Source organism: Rosenbergiella gaditana (assembly GCF_018494065.1).
In the GTDB taxonomy this organism is placed as follows: domain Bacteria; phylum Pseudomonadota; class Gammaproteobacteria; order Enterobacterales; family Enterobacteriaceae; genus Rosenbergiella; species Rosenbergiella gaditana.
In genome coordinates this window covers 15,709-31,475 of sequence record NZ_JABBFR010000018.1, presented here as the reverse complement: position 1 = coordinate 31,475, position 15,767 = coordinate 15,709, and the positions used below count along the sequence as shown (strand labels likewise).

Annotated in this window: 19 protein-coding genes; all 19 read left to right on the top strand. The window is 48.7% G+C overall.

Annotated features, from left to right (window positions below; genetic code table 11):
* The first annotated feature begins 22 nt into the window (after window positions 1-22).
* The 19 genes from HH682_RS12440 to HH682_RS12350 all read left to right on the top strand — a co-directional run bounded on the left by HH682_RS12440 (window position 23) and on the right by HH682_RS12350 (window position 15,720).
* Window positions 23-793 carry a flagellar hook-basal body complex protein gene (locus HH682_RS12440; protein ID WP_214237867.1) on the top strand — a complete coding sequence of 257 codons (771 nt, stop codon included), beginning with the start codon at window positions 23-25 and terminating at the stop codon, window positions 791-793.
* A complete protein-coding gene (gene flgF / locus HH682_RS12435) occupies window positions 793-1,524 on the top strand; it encodes a flagellar basal-body rod protein FlgF (RefSeq protein WP_214237866.1) in 732 nt (243 codons plus the stop codon). The genes HH682_RS12440 and flgF overlap by 1 nt, the downstream gene beginning before the upstream one ends.
* A 13-nt stretch (window positions 1,525-1,537) precedes the next feature.
* Window positions 1,538-2,323: a flagellar basal-body rod protein FlgG gene (gene flgG / locus HH682_RS12430; protein WP_214237865.1), complete on the top strand. Its 786-nt coding sequence runs from the start codon at window positions 1,538-1,540 to the stop codon at window positions 2,321-2,323.
* 5 nt (window positions 2,324-2,328) lie between these two features.
* Window positions 2,329-3,000, top strand: coding sequence for a flagellar basal body L-ring protein FlgH (flgH, locus tag HH682_RS12425; RefSeq protein ID WP_214237864.1), 672 nt, complete (start codon window positions 2,329-2,331; stop codon window positions 2,998-3,000).
* A 10-nt stretch (window positions 3,001-3,010) separates the two neighbouring features.
* Entirely contained in the window at window positions 3,011-4,111 is a 1,101-nt protein-coding gene (locus HH682_RS12420) for a flagellar basal body P-ring protein FlgI (RefSeq protein WP_214237863.1), read from the top strand.
* A complete protein-coding gene (locus HH682_RS12415) occupies window positions 4,108-4,479 on the top strand; it encodes a rod-binding protein (RefSeq protein WP_214237862.1) in 372 nt (123 codons plus the stop codon). The genes HH682_RS12420 and HH682_RS12415 overlap by 4 nt, the downstream gene beginning before the upstream one ends.
* On the top strand, window positions 4,479-5,810 hold the full coding sequence (flgK, locus tag HH682_RS12410) for a flagellar hook-associated protein FlgK (protein ID WP_214237861.1): 1,332 nt from the start codon (window positions 4,479-4,481) through the stop codon (window positions 5,808-5,810). The genes HH682_RS12415 and flgK overlap by 1 nt, the downstream gene beginning before the upstream one ends.
* A 14-nt stretch (window positions 5,811-5,824) precedes the next feature.
* A complete protein-coding gene (locus HH682_RS12405) occupies window positions 5,825-6,724 on the top strand; it encodes a flagellin N-terminal helical domain-containing protein (protein WP_214237860.1) in 900 nt (299 codons plus the stop codon).
* 2 nt (window positions 6,725-6,726) lie between these two features.
* Window positions 6,727-7,749: a hypothetical protein gene (locus tag HH682_RS12400; protein ID WP_214237859.1), complete on the top strand. Its 1,023-nt coding sequence runs from the start codon at window positions 6,727-6,729 to the stop codon at window positions 7,747-7,749.
* 92 nt (window positions 7,750-7,841) lie between these two features.
* Entirely contained in the window at window positions 7,842-8,753 is a 912-nt protein-coding gene (locus HH682_RS12395; protein ID WP_214237858.1) for a flagellin N-terminal helical domain-containing protein, read from the top strand.
* A gap of 191 nt (window positions 8,754-8,944) precedes the next feature.
* Window positions 8,945-10,219, top strand: a complete 1,275-nt coding sequence (gene fliD / locus HH682_RS12390; RefSeq protein WP_250318686.1) for a flagellar filament capping protein FliD — start codon at window positions 8,945-8,947, stop codon at window positions 10,217-10,219.
* A gap of 11 nt (window positions 10,220-10,230) precedes the next feature.
* Window positions 10,231-10,617 (top strand): flagellar export chaperone FliS, encoded by a 387-nt coding sequence (gene fliS / locus HH682_RS12385; protein WP_214237857.1) that lies wholly within the window; start codon window positions 10,231-10,233, stop codon window positions 10,615-10,617.
* Window position 10,618: 1 nt separating this feature from the next.
* A complete protein-coding gene (locus HH682_RS12380; RefSeq protein ID WP_214237856.1) occupies window positions 10,619-10,909 on the top strand; it encodes a hypothetical protein in 291 nt (96 codons plus the stop codon).
* A 4-nt stretch (window positions 10,910-10,913) separates the two neighbouring features.
* The gene (locus tag HH682_RS12375; protein ID WP_214237855.1) at window positions 10,914-12,002 is read left to right on the top strand and encodes a flagellar hook-length control protein FliK; all 1,089 of its coding nucleotides are present in this window, start codon (window positions 10,914-10,916) and stop codon (window positions 12,000-12,002) included.
* A 9-nt stretch (window positions 12,003-12,011) separates the two neighbouring features.
* Window positions 12,012-12,470 (top strand): flagellar basal body-associated FliL family protein, encoded by a 459-nt coding sequence (locus tag HH682_RS12370; RefSeq protein WP_214237854.1) that lies wholly within the window; start codon window positions 12,012-12,014, stop codon window positions 12,468-12,470.
* A 9-nt stretch (window positions 12,471-12,479) separates the two neighbouring features.
* Window positions 12,480-13,199 carry a FliA/WhiG family RNA polymerase sigma factor gene (locus HH682_RS12365; protein WP_214237853.1) on the top strand — a complete coding sequence of 240 codons (720 nt, stop codon included), beginning with the start codon at window positions 12,480-12,482 and terminating at the stop codon, window positions 13,197-13,199.
* Window positions 13,193-14,062: a flagellar motor stator protein MotA gene (gene motA, locus HH682_RS12360; protein ID WP_214237852.1), complete on the top strand. Its 870-nt coding sequence runs from the start codon at window positions 13,193-13,195 to the stop codon at window positions 14,060-14,062. The genes HH682_RS12365 and motA overlap by 7 nt, the downstream gene beginning before the upstream one ends.
* Complete coding sequence (locus tag HH682_RS12355; protein WP_214237851.1) at window positions 14,059-14,961, top strand: flagellar motor protein MotB; 903 nt, start codon at window positions 14,059-14,061, stop codon at window positions 14,959-14,961. Before motA ends, HH682_RS12355 begins: the two co-directional genes overlap by 4 nt.
* 12 nt (window positions 14,962-14,973) lie before the next feature.
* Window positions 14,974-15,720 (top strand): C40 family peptidase, encoded by a 747-nt coding sequence (locus tag HH682_RS12350; protein ID WP_214237850.1) that lies wholly within the window; start codon window positions 14,974-14,976, stop codon window positions 15,718-15,720.
* Window positions 15,721-15,767 lie beyond the last annotated feature (47 nt).

The following is a 15,767-nucleotide window of genomic DNA, read 5'->3' as shown; positions in this document are numbered from 1 at the left end:
CAATATTTTAAGGAAACTAAAGATGAGTTTTACTATTGCTATTCGTGGGTTGGATGCGGTCAGTGCCCAGTTAAATACTATCTCAAACAATATCGCCAATGCGGATACCGTGGGGTATAAGTCCGGTCGTGAAAATTTTTCTGCACTTTATGTGAATGGTGCGGGAAATGGCGTACTTGACCAAGGTACGCAGCAAAGCTTAGGGACGAATGGCGCGGTGGTCAGTGGTTCTAGTAGCTTAGATTTAGCCATCAGTGGCAAAGGTTTTTTCGTCTTACAAGACACGTCGGGAAGCCAAAAATTTAGCCGAGCTGGCTATGTACAAGTGGATAAGGATGGGTTTTTAGTTAATAACAGCGGACTACAATACAAGGGCTATCCGGCGAACGTCACAACCGGCCCCGTCTCGCCGATCCGTGTTCCGCAAACACGCGATAATGGCTCATTAAGTGGTATCAACCTTGATGAGAAAGGCAATGTTCAAGCGACCTACACTAATGGTCAAACCGAGACCATCGGGCAAGTGGCACTAGCGAGCTTCGCCAATATGGACCAATTGCAGCCCGAAGATGGCACGGTATGGCGTGCCACCCAGGCTTCGGGAGCGCCGCAATTTGGTATTGCTCAAACCGGTGTGTTAGGCAGCTTACACAATGGCTCGCTCGAATCGTCCAATGTCGATCTAACGAGTGAACTGGTGAGTTTGATGAGTGCACAACGTAACTATCAAGCCAATACCAAAGTCATTAGCACGGATAGCAGCATGTTCACTGCACTGTTCCAAGCGATTTAATGGATAGATTACTCTACACCGCACTCAGCGGGGCTAATGTTGCACAGCAGCAGCAGCAGATCCATGCGAATAATTTGGCTAATGTTAACACGGAAGGTTTTCGCGCCGATTTTGCGCTGGCTCAACAGCAAGCACTATCACAACGTGAGAATGAAACACGGTTCTTGAGCGCAGAGCAGCCTTCCGGGGTGGACCTTTCTACCGGTGCTATCCAGTCGACAGGACGAAATCTCGATGTCGCCATTCAAGGCCATGGTTACCTCACACTCGTGACGCCGACGGGAGAAGCCTACACGCGCGATGGTCAGTTAACCGTCGACCAGCAAGGGCAAATGTTCGCCCATGGCTATCCGGTTGCGGGCGATAATGGCCCGATTATATTGCCGCCATTCTCTTCAGTCAGTATTGGCGCTGATGGGATCATTTCCATTGTGCCGCAAGAGAGCGGTAATACCACACCCATTGACGTCGATAGAATCAAATTAGCCGCTCCTCCCGCCGCGAGCTTATCGAAAAATGAGCAAGGATTGCTGGTGAGTAGTAATCAAAATAATCCCGTGGATGAAACGATAAGTCTTACCTCGGGGCATCTTGAAGGATCGAACGTCTCGGCAATCGGTGAAATGCTTGCCAGCATGTCAATCAATCGGCAGTTTGAAACGCAAATCAAAATGATGAAAACCGCCGATGATTTGGCTTCAGCGGGTAATCAGCTACTCAGAAACAGCTAAGCGAGAGTAAACCATGAATCCAGCTTTATGGATAAGTAAAACAGGCCTAAGCGCCCAAGATGCGCGTCTGACGTCCATTTCTAATAACTTAGCCAACGTGAATACAACGGCCTTTAAAAAAGACCGTACCTTATTTGCGGATCTGTTTTATCAAAATCAACGTGCGCCAGGCAGCCCACTCGATCAGCAAGACAACACCCCCATCGGCACGCAATATGGGACGGGGGTGAAGATAGTTGGCACCCAAAAAGAGTTTAGTGTCGGCAATATCCAAAATACCGGACAAAAGTTAGATGTTGCCATTACCGGAGACGGTTTTTTCCAAGTGCAGTTAGCGAATGGGGATGTCGGTTATACCCGAGCGGGAAATTTCCAACGTAACCAAGATGGTGTACTCACTACCGCACAAGGCCTACCCTTACAGCCACAAATCGAGATTCCAGCGAATACGACGGATATCCAGATTGGTAAAGATGGCACGGTGCGCGCAACCGTTGCGGGCCAAACCGATCCTGAGGAGTTAGGGCAGCTGACGCTGGTTAACTTTATGAACCCTGCGGGACTTTCAGCGCAAGGCGATAACCTTTATCAGGAAACAGCGGCGAGCGGTGAACCAACAGAAGGGACGCCCGGCGAAGATGGGCTAGGCCAGCTGGAGCAAGGCGCGCTGGAAGGATCCAATGTACAAGTGGTTGAAGAGATGGTGGATATGATCACGGTACAGCGAGCTTATGAGATGAACGCCAAAATGGTCTCTGCTGCTGACGATATGCTGAAATTTGTGACCCAAACGCTATAGGAAAGATGATGCGCTACCCGTTAATTGTGATTATCACAATGGCTGTTCTGTTGTCAGGATGCGAAAGCTCCCCTTATCTAGTGAAAAAAGACGATGAAGCCTACGCGCCACCTGATGAAATTTTGGCTCCCGCCCCGACTAATCATGGCGGGGGAGTGTTTACCACAGGATTTAATTGGTCATTGACGCAAGACAGACGTGCTTATCGGGTAGGCGATATTCTGACGGTTAGACTGGATGAAGCAACACAAGCCAGTAAGCAAGCCAAGACCGGATTTGATAAAAAAAATGACACAACCTTTGGCATTCCCAATGTTTTCGGTCATTCATTCAATAGTCTTTCTACTTCGGTAGAGGGCGATCGAAATTTTAATGGTAATGGTAGTTCACAACAACAAAATAGCTTGAAAGGCTTTATTTCGGTGGCGGTCTACCGTGTATTAGCCAACGGCGTGTTGGTCATACGCGGCGAGAAATGGTTAACCCTTAATCAAGGGGATGAATATATTCGCATTACCGGTTTAGTCCGTGCTGATGATATTGATCGTGATAATTCAGTGAATTCGCAACGTATTGCTAATGCGCGGATCTCCTATGCGGGACGAGGAGCACTAAGCGACGCGAACAGCGCCGGTTGGCTTACTCGCTTCTTTAACCATCCACTCTTCCCAATGTAAGGGGCGTTCAGTGCGTTGTCGAATAACTCTATGGGTCCTATTATCGGTACTCTTCCCCTCTTCAGTATTCGCTGCTCGTTTGGGCGATCTGGTCGATGTTGAAGGGATCCGTGGTAATCAGCTTATTGGGTATAGTTTAGTGGTCGGTCTTGATGGTACGGGTGATAAAAATCAGGTCCGTTTTACTAACCAATCCGTGACCAATATGCTGCGTCAGTTTGGGGTACAGTTACCCCCTAAAATTGATCCTAAGGTCAAAAATGTCGCGGCGGTTGCCGTGAGTGCTCTCTTACCTCCTGGTTACAGCCGCGGACAGTCGATTGATGTGACAGTGTCATCGATAGGGGATGCGAAAAGCTTACGGGGAGGCACGCTGCTCTTAGCGCAATTACGTGGTGCGGATGGCGAAATTTATGCGTTAGCGCAAGGGAGCCTGGTGGTAGGGGGACTGCAAGCCCAAGGGAACAGTGGTTCAAGTATTACTATTAATACCCCTACCGCAGGACTCATTCCCAATGGTGCGACTGTCGAACGCGAAATTACGACCGATTTTCAGAGTAATAACCTAGTCTATCTCAACTTACACCGTCCTGAGTTTAAAACTGCCAACAATATTGCCGCCGCATTGAATCAAACTTTTGGTTATGGTACCGCGACGGCAGAGAGTGCAACACGTATTGCGGTCAAGGCACCGTTAAGCCCCGGGAGCCGAGTCGCTTTTATGTCTGCTTTGGAAGATGTCGACGTTATTCCCGGAAAAATGTCGCCCCGCGTAGTGTTCAATTCACGCACCGGCACTGTGGTGATTGGGGAAAATGTGGTGGTGCATGCGGCGGCAGTTTCTCATGGTAATTTAACTGTTACCATTCGTGAGTCTGCCAATGTTAGCCAACCGGGGCCGTTAAGTAATGGTAGAACCGCAGTCACCCCGCAAAGTGAATTACGCGTCAACCAAGGGAATGGCCATAGCGTGGTGATCCCGACTGCCACTACGCTACGCAGCATCGTTAGTGCACTGAATGGCTTGGGGGCAACACCCGACGATATTATGTCTATTTTACAAGCACTGCATGAAGCGGGTGCATTAGATGCCGAATTGGTGGTGATATGACAATCTCCTTAGCCCCCTCAGCCGGTCTCGGCGAGGCGCTGATCCCCGGTGATATCGGTAACCAGCAAAAGCCGCATACTTTATCGCAAGCCGCTGAGCAGTTTGAAAACCAATTTCTCAGGCAGATGATCAAAGAGATGCGTCAAGCAACCGACACATTAGTAAAAGATTCGCCGTTAGAGAGTAAGCAGCAGTCCCTGTGGCGTGACTTTTATGACGACCAATTAAGTGCGAATCTCGCTGCAACGCACTCCACCGGTTTGGCAGAAATGATCGTTAAGCAGCTTTCTCCCACTGCTGCCCCTTTAGAAATGGGGACTGATGGTCGTTCTTTATCAGCAGAACAGAAATCTACGGATAAAGGCTGATGATGAATCTTTTTACGATAGCCGCTCAAGGTGCGCAGGCCGCTCAGAACCAGCTCTCAGTCAGTGCGGGGAATATTGCTAATCAGCAAACAGCTGGCTATTCGCGTCAGCAGCTTACCCAAAGTAGTTCGCTGGTCGACTCAGTAGGCAACGGGGTCAGGACCAGTGATCCCAGTAGAATAACGGATCAAACACTCAATCAGGCACTCTGGCACACCCAGAGTTCGGTGGGGTATTACCAATCTTTTAATAGCTGGGGAACCTCATTAGAAAAGGTTATCTCCTCCAGTGCTTCACAGCCGTCGACGTTGTTAACTGGCTTTTTCAACGCTATCAGCGCGTTAACCAACCAGCCTGATTCCACGGCTTATCGGCAGCAACTGATCAGTAATGCCACTAGCTTAGCCAATGGCTTATCGCAAACTAGCCAGAACCTTGCTGATCAGCAGACCAGTATTGGTCAGCAACAGCTGTCTACAATTCAGCAAGTCAATCAACTCTCCTCGCAAATTGCTGATCTCAATCAGCAGATTGAACGCCTAGGACCAGGCGCTGAAAGTAATAGTTTGCAGGATCAACGTGACCAGCAGGTTAAAATGCTGAGTGGGCTGATTGCCGTTTCGGTAGAGAAAACGGATACCGATAGTTATACCTTAACGACGCAAGGCGCGACCTTAGTTAAAGGAAAGCAAGCGGCGGTGGTTTCTTCGAGTACCGACACGCAAGGGGGCTGGCCATTACAGAGTCGCTTTGGCCAAGAATCATCAACCCTATCCACGGCAATCGGTGGACAACTGGGTGCTTTGCATGACTATCAACAGCAGGTTCTTTCACCGTTGCAAACGCAGGTAACAGGCTTGATGAAATCGGTGAGTCAGCAGGTCAACAGTACATTGGCCAACGGTTATGACTTACAAGGTGACAAGGGTAAGGCTTTATTTGCATTATCCACGGATAGTACAGGCGTGTCTCGGTTAGCGACGACGTCGTTAACCCCTTCACAGCTCGGATTATCGCTTGATAAAACCACACCTGCTAACGGTAATAATCTCACCGCCTTGACGGGGCTTCAAACTAGCAGTGGTCTCAAGGATCAAGCAGCGGCGATAACCAGTGATTTAGCGCTCGCCAATAGTCAGAGCAGTAATCAGCTCTCGGTTGCTAATGCAGTGAATCAGCAGTGGCAGCAGCAACGTGACAATTTAAGCGCGGTGAATAAAGATGAAGAAGCGGTTAACTTACAAACCTACCTACAATCTTACCAAGCCAACATGAAGGTGATGTCAGTAGGCAATCAGCTATTCAGCGAATTATTGAATATTTTTAGCTAGCTGAGGAGATCATTATGCGAATTAGTAGTCTCAGTCAGCCACAAAGAATGCTGACGACCTTAGAAACGAGTAATACTCAGATACAGAAGTTACAGGATCAGTTGTCGACGCAGCAAAAGCAGACCTTACCTTCAGAGGATCCGCTTAATGCCGCCCGTACGGCAGCGTTGACCCAACAACAGGCGATGACTGCGCAATATCAGCAAAACATCACCACGGCGAATGATGCATTGACCCGTCAAGATACTTTGCTAAGTAGCATGAGTGATTTGGTTTTATCGCTGCAAGATCAGCTACGTAGTATGAATAATTCCACGCAATCGACGACCAATACCACCGGACACACTGCGCAGCTCACCAGTTTAAGTGAAGGAATTGTCAGCTTACTCAATAGTCAGGATGAAGAGGGGAATTATATTTTCGCTGGCACCAATAATCACCAACCACCGGTCATCAAGGTGAAAGGTGAGTACCAATGGCAGGGGAATGATGAGACGCAAAGCGTCCAAGTGGGTCAACAACAAAGCATCAGTGGGAGTACAGCGGTGAGTTCGCTCTTCGCAGCGGGTGGCGACACCCTAAGCTTTTTAAATAAACTCGGCGAATTATCTCAGTCCGCGAGCCAGTCACCGCCAGATACCACCACACTGTCAGCATTGATGCAGCAAAGTAGCGATGCGTCTGCCCAGGTCAGTAGCGCCAGAGCCTCGATCGGCAGCAGGAAAAATCAGCTGACTCAGCTCTTCGATAGGTATACGGATCTTACTGCTGCGAACAGTGAAGTCCTCAACCATTTGCAAAGTACTGATACTGTCGAAACGACCTTACAACTGCAAGCTTGGTTAAAGACGGTTGAGTACAGCAGTAAGGCTTATGGCTTAATGAATCAGTTTTCCCTATTTGATGTGATTTAATCATGTTGTCACCACTCTCTCCAGGCTCCTTCAATCGTCCACTTAGCGGTGAAGGGGCAACACGGTCACAACCGTCCTCTGCACCGACAGTCAATGAGGTGATTGAGCGCGTGTCATCATCCCGTCACGGATTACGGTTTCCGGACGAGTTACTGATTAGTCGCGATCCTCAGCGATTCAATACCCAATTAAATCTACAAATCACGGCGGTACAGCGTGCCACCGATTATCTGGCCGAAGCAGAGTTATCACTAAGAGGCTTGGCGCAGGCGATGAGTCGTGAAAAGCGACAACTACAATTGCGTCGCACCCGCCAACTTGTTGAACGGCGCGTTCAGCAATCTGGCGGGACGGTAGACCGTAATTTTAATACCTGCCTAGACCGCCCCGCACAGATTATTTTTCAGTGCGAGGCGCTAGAGGCATTACTCATTACTGAGCAACGAGAAATCATCACTTTTGGCTTAGGAGAAGGGACATTTCGTCGTTGGGCTTCACTGGTTATCACGCCAGAGATGTCGCTAATGCAACGCATCTTTGCCCTGAATCGCGCCTTGGGTCAGTTTAGGATCTGGTGTTATTACGACTTGCCGAAACAACAACTGTTATTTACGTTGCCGGAAAGCCAATGGCTTCAACAAGCCAATTGGACAGTACGCGGCGGCGGCGTCTGTTTTGCGGCGGACAGTTTGACGTTATTACATCCTCTCCCTACAACCTGTTTCGAACAGCAGTTACAACACTTACTGACGGGCGAAACAACAGCTGTCGCGCTCAGCGCTGAGCAAGCCATTCGGCATTTACAGCAGGAACGGCAAAAATTACTGCGGCAACGGCAACAGGTTGACCAACAGTTAGCGCAACGATCCATTCCCTTAGAGAGCCAGCAGGCGTATCGCTTAGCACAACTCGTTCGTCAGCAGCTTGCCGAGTGTCATGGTGGATTTCGTAGCTTAAATCAAGCCTTACAGTGCCAAGGTAATCTACCGCTCGCCGTGGTGTATCAATTAATTATTGGCGAGTAGAAAAAATTTACCTTAGCCCTTTATTTTTGTGTGACGCCAGTCGTTATTAACTTTAGTTACTACACATCGTCCACTTTTGAAGGAGCCGCCAGATGGCTATTACACTCTTTACTAACTCATCCGCAATGTCTGCCAGCAATGCATTGCAAAAAGCCAACACCACATTGGCCAGTGCAATGGAGCATTTAGGGACCGGTAAACGTATCACTAAGGCTTCTGACGATGCGGCAGGGCTGCAAGTCGCCACCCGTCTGCAAGGGCAGACCAATGGTATGGCTGTGGCACAGCGTAATATCGCCGATGCCTCGACTATGCTACAAACCGGTGAAGGGGCGATGGATGAAGTCAGTAATATCATGTACCGCATGAAAGATCTGGCGACCCAAGGCGCAACCGATACCAATACTGCAGATAGCCGCAAAGCGATTGATACTGAGATGGATAGCCTAAAAACAGAGCTTAGCAGCATCATGGGCAATACCTCTTACGCGGGGAGTAAATTATTTAGCGACACTAAAGACGCAACTGGAACGGTAACTAGCAAAGCGAAAATGGGCGATGCAATGACCTTCCAAACCGGTTCGGAAAGCGGTGAAACCACTAAAGTAGATGTCTCAGCACAACTCAAAAATGTGTTTAGTAGCATTGATACGCTATCGACGGCTTCCGTACAAGATACCGCAGCCGATGCGACAAACAATAAACCAGCTGTTTCGGGTACTGCCAACGCTAATGCGATGATTGATACCTTGAATACGGCACTCGATAACGTCTCCAGTCTACGTTCTTCTTTCGGTGCCTCAATCAATGGTCTAAGCCATGCTGCTGCGAACTTAACCAATATGAAAGACAACACTGATCAAGCGTTGGGTAACATTCAAGATGCGGATTTTGCTTCCGAAGCCTCGAAAATGACTCGTAGCCAAATGTTGGCGCAAACCAGCACCTCTATGCTTAAGCAGTCGAATAGCATGTCGAGCCTAGTGATGAGCATCTTAGGCTAAGCGCCTTAGCGCGAGAGGGAGTGACCCTCTACTTTCCTCTTCGTCAATAAAGCGGAAGTTCCTCTTCCGCTTTGTCGTTTCTTATCAGCCACGGGGCGGCACTTAATAAATTGGCATGATTATTGCTTAGTAAGAAACGTAAAGCCGATCCCCTAGTCAGTTGATGAGTTTTTCAAGCGGGTATAACCACCATGACCGATATCAGTTCTCTTGATCCGCAAACCCTCGCGACGCAAATGGCCGGATACGATATTCAAGCGTCGCAAAGTGCAGCCACTAAACAGCAAAGTTCACTGACCACGCAAAGTAATAACCTCAGCAAATTAAAAACGGCACTCACGACTTTTCGTAGCAGCCTTACCAGCTTGAATAGTTCGACGCAGGGAATGTTGGCAAACAGTGCCACCTTAACTCCCTCCACCGTCGCGACGGTATCGACCACCTCGCAAGCGAATCGCGGGACTTATTCTCTGACCGTAAGTCAATTGGCTTCCGCGCAGCAGACGGCTTATACCAGTTTGAGCGATGATAAGGTGAAGCAAGCCACAGGCTCATTAACCTTAGCGATAAAAGATAAAAGCATTACTATTGATATGGGTAAGCTTAATTCATTGGCGGATTTTGCCGATGCAGTGAATCAAGCGACCGATAATCCAGGTGTCACTGCTTCGTTAGTGAAAACCGATGGTAAAGTCCAATTGATGTTGAGTAGCGACGAGAGCGGTGTGGGCAATGCCTTAACCTTAACCACCAGCCAGTTGGATAGCCAAACAGCGGCGGCGCTCAATCAAGGCGTAGAGATCTCTGCGGCGAAAGATGCGAAAGTCAGTATCGGCTCTCTGGCTTTCAGCAGTAGCTCTAATAAATTAGACTCTCTGATTGAAGGGGTCACCATCAATTTACAAACGGTGACTACGGCGGATACTCCGTTAACCCTTACTGTCGGGACAGATACCAGCGGCACCCAAAAAAACCTTCAAAGCTTTATCGATGCCTATAACAGCTTACGCTCAGTATTAGACACTCAAGGATCCGCTAGCGGGGGCAATGATGGCTTAGTCTCTTCGCTGAATACTGAACTAAACAGTGTAATCCGCGGAACGGCGAATGGCTTTGATATGACTCGCTTTGGTATTACCTCAGATAAAGACGGCAAGTTGACCCTGAACAGCGAAACCTTGAAAACACAATTGGGTAAGAATCCGCAATCGATTAATCAATTCTTTAATAGCCAAGGCTTACTCTCCACCATTGATAAATCGATGAATAACTATCTCAGCACCAGCCATGGCGTCCTGCAAAGTCGGCAAGAGGTGTTAGATCGACAACAAACGGATATCACCGATCGGCAGACGAAAATTACCACCCGCTACAACGATGCCTATAACCGCTACTTAACGCAGTTTACGAAATTAAAAAGTGCGATGCAGGATATGAACAATACCCTAAGCAGCTTATTAGGTTAACGAGACAGATTATGTACAGTAATGACAACCTTGATGGCTACGACTACCTCTCTGCAGATTTAGAGCGCCAAGTGGCGACAGCGACACCTCATCAGTTAGTGCTGATCATGTTTGGCGGATTAATGGATGAATTAGTCAGAGCAAAAAGCCATATTCAAGCCAAACGCTATGAACAAAAAGCGAACAGTATCAATCGTTGTATTGATATTCTTAATGCCTTGAGTAGTGCTCTGAACGTTGAACAAGGTGGGGAGCTGGCGAGTACGTTAGCTAGCCTTTACGACTACTCTGTCCGCTGTCTCTATGAGGCAAGTCATCAACTCTCGATTGATAAAATCACGGAAGTCGAACAGTTATTGGGTGAGATCGAGACCGGTTGGCGCGAGATGGCGGTGTAATATGCTGGATGAACGACGCCTTAAACAGTTAGTTTCCGCAATGAATGACGCAATCCGCCAACAGGATTGGGACGCCCTTTCTATTGCGAATCAACGACTGACCTCAAGCTTACATGCCGAGGGGGTGACTGATCAGCAGCGTCAGCAACTACAGCGTTTTTATCATGCCGGCTTGGCAGAATGCCAACGTAACGCCGATACGTTGTGGCATAAAATTCAAAAAACACTGGATGACCGTGAGGCCATGGCTGCATACGCCTGTTTCGGGGATGCTGAGAGTTTCTCGGGGTAGATGGATGAACGTGCTATCGCTAACCCCTCCGACTTCTATCCCCTCGGCAACGACAGCGCCTAGCTCGATCGCCGCAGTCTCGGCGCAAGCCGAGCAGCCAGCGACTCATTTTCTGCTATCGACAGGGCAAGGAGATAGCGCGCCGGCCAGTGAGACAGCACTACATTCTTCAGACGCACTGACAGATGAAGAGGCTCAACCGTTAATCGATAGTTTGCAGGCCCAGTTTTCTTACCGAGACGGCGCCGACCAAAGGCTGGCTAATGATATCGGGTCGGGCGATGCACAGACTCCGTCATGGTTGAGGACGCCACGTTCAGATACGTCCTCTCTCTCTTTTACGCGTCGGTTAGAACCCAAACAGGCGCTGGACGACAGTACGTCGAGTATCGGCGACGATCATCATACAGAGGAGGACGATGGGACAATATTGTCGAACGTACCCCTCTTCCTGCCACCGATTGATCGCTCGTTGAGTCTCTCGCCTGAGAAAACGTCAATACCGTCTGTAGACTCAGACAATAATCATTCCACTCCTCCAGCAGCACTGGCTCAAGTGCCTCTCGCGGACGTGATACCACAAGGCGAGCCCATGCGGGGCGCGCCAGCAGGGGGGCCTTCTTCCATGACGCCCACCGTCCCCATGAAAGTCGGGGAGCAGGCCTTACTCAGTCTGCCGCTGGCGATGGGTAGCGATCATACAGGGTATGGGCAGCCATTAGTGACGGCACTCAGTGGCCACTTAACGTGGCAGATCACTCAACAACTGCATAGTGCTGAGTTGCAATTACACCCGGTTGAATTAGGTGCCATGACGATCACACTGCATAGGAATGCCGAGAGCTTACAGCTACATATCCGTGCAGACGTCCCTGAAACTCAGCAACTATTACAGCAAACGGCTAATGAGCTAAAAGAGAGCTTAACGCTTAGTCAAGGTGGACAGGTAGAGGTTGATGTCTCGTCGCAAGGCCATCAACAACGTCGTCAACCCCCCCACCGGCAAAACCCTAAGGTCCTCTCAGCGAATAACCTTAGTTTCTCCGACGCTCAGGCGTCGGCGACCGATCACTCCATTTTAATTACGCTATAAGAGTCCTTCATGAAGAAACCATTAATCATCCTATTGATAGTTATCCTCCTCGCGTTGATCGGGGGTGGTGGTTGGTGGTTGATGAGCCATCATACTGAAGATAAGAAGGGTACAGAGGGGATTGGCAGTTGGTTTACGAGTAAACCTCCTCAAGCCAGTTTTATCGAAATTAAAGACTTAGTCATTACTTTACAGGCTGAGGAGAATCGTCCGCGTTACCTTTTATTAGACGTGGTATTAGTGGTGCGAGGCGAAGAACAATCGACACAATCTCAGGCCTTTGAACCGGCGGTACGAAGCGCTACGGTGGCCTTGCTGAATAACCAACCATTCGATGATGTACGGTCGCGAACGCTTCTCACGTTACATGATCAATTGCTTAAGCGGTATCGAGACGAGGCAGCGCATCTTGGCTTTCAGGCGCTACCTTTCGACGACATTATGATTAGTAAAATGGTTTTTCAATGAGTGGACAGCATGTCAGTCAATGAATATGCGCAAACCGACGCCCTCAGTGCTGAACAAGAGGCTGGCTATATTCGGCAGTATCTGCCATTGGTGAATAAAATCTTACGGCAGCTGAGTTACCACGCGAACGCGGTAATCGACACTCATGATTTGCAGCAAATTGCATTAGTGGGGCTGTTAACTGCATTGCGCCGGTATGGGATCCCGGATGCTGAGTTTCCAGGTTATGCGAAATATCGCATCCGAGGTGCCATTCTCGATGAATTACGTCAAGCCGATTGGCGGCCAAGAACGGTAAGGCAAAAAACGCATCAACTCTCGCAACAAATTCAGCAAATAACGCAGCAGCTGGGGCGAGAACCAGAATTTAGCGATCTGCAACAAGGATTAGCGATCGATGCACAGGCCTATCACGACTATCTACAAAGCGAATATTTAGCCAGTATAGAGAGCCTTGATGCGGTGATGGAAGGTGAAGGCGACGCACAGTTTGGCACGCATCGCGATAACCCTGAACGCTTTTACGCTAGGCAGCAACAACTCTCGCAGGCGATAGCCATTTTGGATACGCGCGAGCAATTAATTCTTACGCTCTATTATCACCATGAAATGAATTTAAAAGAGATTGCCTTGGTACTCGAAGTGAGCGAAGCGCGTGTCTGTCAATTGAATAAGCGATTAAACGATAAATTGGTCGCCCATATAAAACAAAGTGAGTCGGTATGTTAAAGATAGGCGGGATACTTATTGTATTTATCTGTTTAATCTGGGGGTATATGCACTCCGGCGGTCGATTGGTGGCATTTTGGCAGCCTGGAGAGATTGTCATTATTTTGGGTTGTGGTATCGGCACCCTAGTCCTCGCCAATGCTGGCACTGTACTGAAACAGATCCTCGCACAGCTAAAAGAAGTGATGCGTAAAAGCCGCTATAACCCGGACTATTCTCAGCAACTGTTAATGCTGATGTATGAGCTATTGGATAGTGTGCAGAATGGGGGGCTGAGAAGTTTGGATAATCATATCGAAAATCCTAATGATAGTGCGCTATTCCAGCGTTATCCCCTTATTGCCAGCGATGCCGAACTCTGTACTTTTATCGCCGATAATTTCCGCATGATGGCGATGGGTAAAATTAACGAACATGAGCTGGAAGGCTTGTTGGAACAAGAACTTAACTCGGTAGAAGAGAATCTACTGCAGGCCTCACGCTCCCTACAGCGAATGGGAGAAGCCATGCCTGGGTTTGGTATTTGTGCCGCGGTGTTGGGGATTGTGATCACTATGCAATCTATTGATGGATCGATAGCGGTCATCGGCGTGAAAGTGGCCGCCGCATTAATCGGCACTTTCCTTGGCGTATTTATCTGCTATTGCCTAATCGATCCCTTAGCTAACGCGATGGAGCAGTTGGTTAAAAAGAAGATGACCTCTTTCGAATGTTTACGCACCATCATGGTTAATCAAGTGGCAGGTAAGCCACCGCTACTTGCCGTGGATGCCGGGCGCAAAATGTTACCTGTAGACAGCAAACCTTCCTTTACGCAGCTAGAAAATTGGGTCGATTCGCGCCAGGACGCACAACCGGAATGAGTGGACGCCAGAAAGGCCATACCACGATCATTAAGCGTAGCTCGCGTCGCGCCCATACTGGCGGGCACGGCGGTGCATGGAAAGTGGCTTTTGCAGACTTTATGCTGGCCTTAATGTCCCTGTTTATGGTGATGTGGATTATGGGGCAGGTCTCAGAGAAAGATCGTAAAGCGATCATGTATACCTTGAATAATCAGTCGATTTTCGATAGTCACTCCTACAGTCCGATCTCCTTCTCTGCTCGTGATCCTGCGCCCGCAAATGCTCCAGAAGTGACGCCAAGTGCAGTGGGTAACTCGACCAGTACTCCACAGTCAGTGACAAATTCATCGACCGGTACAGTCAAGCAAGTCATCGCCAAAGAGTCTGATAAGGATCAAAAACGCCTAGAGCAAGCACTGCAAAGCTTAATGATAGGGAAACAAGCCCAGAGCAACATGCGAATTGAACGGTTAGCCCAAGGCATTCGGGTGGTCGTTAATGATGATCAACATCGTATGATGTTCGAACGCGGGAGTGTCAAGGTAACGGCTTATTTCCAACAGTTGTTAGCAAGCCTCGTGCCGGCATTGAAACAGAGTGGTTCTCATCTGATGATTATTGGTCACACTGATGCGACACCCTATCAACAAAACCCGTTTTACGATAATTGGAGTTTATCCGTTAACCGCGCGCAATCTGCACGGCAGGTACTTCTACGTGCTGGTTTTGAAAGTGATAAAATTATCCAGATTTCAGGTGTTGCGGATCAGAAGTTGCTGGATCCTCAACAGCCGACCAATGCGATTAATCGGCGTATTGAATTTATTATTCTCTCCGCGTCAGGGTTATCCGCTTGGGAGAAATCCTTTGCCATGCCCGCAACCCATTCCATACCGATATCTTCAGCGGGCGAGTAGTGGGGGCAGGGCATGCGTCATTTACTTATCACGATGCTTTTTTTAGTGATGCCTTACAGTTTTGCCGTTACTACGCTTCCCTCTAGTGAGCACCCGGCCGATAAGCAGCAACGCGAACGGAATCGACTGCGTTTATGGCAGCAAGCCGAACATCGACATTCTATAGTTGCAACATCCTCGTCGACTGACTCAGCAGAGGATAAGAAACGACGTCGGCAAGTCTCACTTTCTCTTTTGAATCGTGGAATTATCCCGGAAAGCAGCGGCCTAGGCTGGGCCCTGTTAACTCCCGATGAGTTACTGCGTGAAACAGGATCACCTAAGCTACTGGCCACACTTGAAAAAGTGGTCGCGACCTTACAGGCGCAGATAGGACTTCCTTATCGCTGGGGAGGGCAAACTCCTAATCAAGGGTTTGATTGCAGTGGGTTAGTCTGGTTCGCCTTTCGCCACTATGTCAATTGGCCTTTACCGCGAACGGCAAGCACACTATTTAATGATAAACGGATGACTGCGGTAGGTGTGGGGAGGTTACGCCGAGGAGACCTGATTTTCTTCACTATTCATCGACAGACTTCACCCGACCACGTTGGCGTTTATTTAGGCAATAACCAATTTATTGAAGCCCCTCGCACGGGATTAGCAATTCGTATTAGTCAGCTTGATACCCCATTTTGGCAACAACACTACGCAGGCGCACGTCGTGTGTTGACTGACCGGACATTACGTGACCAGTTTTTCGACAAAGGGGATGATTAGAAAACTAATTTTGAGAACGTTATCGATTTTTCTAGCAACAATTGTTG

Excerpts from the sequence above, each read along its gene's own strand:
- HH682_RS12350 (WP_214237850.1), top strand. The coding sequence starts at position 14,974 with ATGCGTCATTTACTTATCACGATGCTTTTTTTAGTGATGCCTTACAGT.
- fliS (WP_214237857.1), top strand. The coding sequence starts at position 10,231 with ATGTACAGTAATGACAACCTTGATGGCTACGACTACCTCTCTGCAGAT.
- flgG (WP_214237865.1), top strand. The coding sequence starts at position 1,538 with ATGAATCCAGCTTTATGGATAAGTAAAACAGGCCTAAGCGCCCAAGAT.
- flgK (WP_214237861.1), top strand. The coding sequence starts at position 4,479 with ATGATGAATCTTTTTACGATAGCCGCTCAAGGTGCGCAGGCCGCTCAG.
- HH682_RS12355 (WP_214237851.1), top strand. The coding sequence starts at position 14,059 with ATGAGTGGACGCCAGAAAGGCCATACCACGATCATTAAGCGTAGCTCG.
- HH682_RS12415 (WP_214237862.1), top strand. The coding sequence starts at position 4,108 with ATGACAATCTCCTTAGCCCCCTCAGCCGGTCTCGGCGAGGCGCTGATC.
- HH682_RS12380 (WP_214237856.1), top strand. The coding sequence starts at position 10,619 with ATGCTGGATGAACGACGCCTTAAACAGTTAGTTTCCGCAATGAATGAC.
- motA (WP_214237852.1), top strand. The coding sequence starts at position 13,193 with ATGTTAAAGATAGGCGGGATACTTATTGTATTTATCTGTTTAATCTGG.
- HH682_RS12365 (WP_214237853.1), top strand. The coding sequence starts at position 12,480 with ATGTCAGTCAATGAATATGCGCAAACCGACGCCCTCAGTGCTGAACAA.
- HH682_RS12440 (WP_214237867.1), top strand. The coding sequence starts at position 23 with ATGAGTTTTACTATTGCTATTCGTGGGTTGGATGCGGTCAGTGCCCAG.
- HH682_RS12395 (WP_214237858.1), top strand. The coding sequence starts at position 7,842 with ATGGCTATTACACTCTTTACTAACTCATCCGCAATGTCTGCCAGCAAT.
- HH682_RS12370 (WP_214237854.1), top strand. The coding sequence starts at position 12,012 with ATGAAGAAACCATTAATCATCCTATTGATAGTTATCCTCCTCGCGTTG.
- HH682_RS12375 (WP_214237855.1), top strand. The coding sequence starts at position 10,914 with ATGAACGTGCTATCGCTAACCCCTCCGACTTCTATCCCCTCGGCAACG.
- flgF (WP_214237866.1), top strand. The coding sequence starts at position 793 with ATGGATAGATTACTCTACACCGCACTCAGCGGGGCTAATGTTGCACAG.
- flgH (WP_214237864.1), top strand. The coding sequence starts at position 2,329 with ATGATGCGCTACCCGTTAATTGTGATTATCACAATGGCTGTTCTGTTG.
- HH682_RS12400 (WP_214237859.1), top strand. The coding sequence starts at position 6,727 with ATGTTGTCACCACTCTCTCCAGGCTCCTTCAATCGTCCACTTAGCGGT.
- fliD (WP_250318686.1), top strand. The coding sequence starts at position 8,945 with ATGACCGATATCAGTTCTCTTGATCCGCAAACCCTCGCGACGCAAATG.
- HH682_RS12405 (WP_214237860.1), top strand. The coding sequence starts at position 5,825 with ATGCGAATTAGTAGTCTCAGTCAGCCACAAAGAATGCTGACGACCTTA.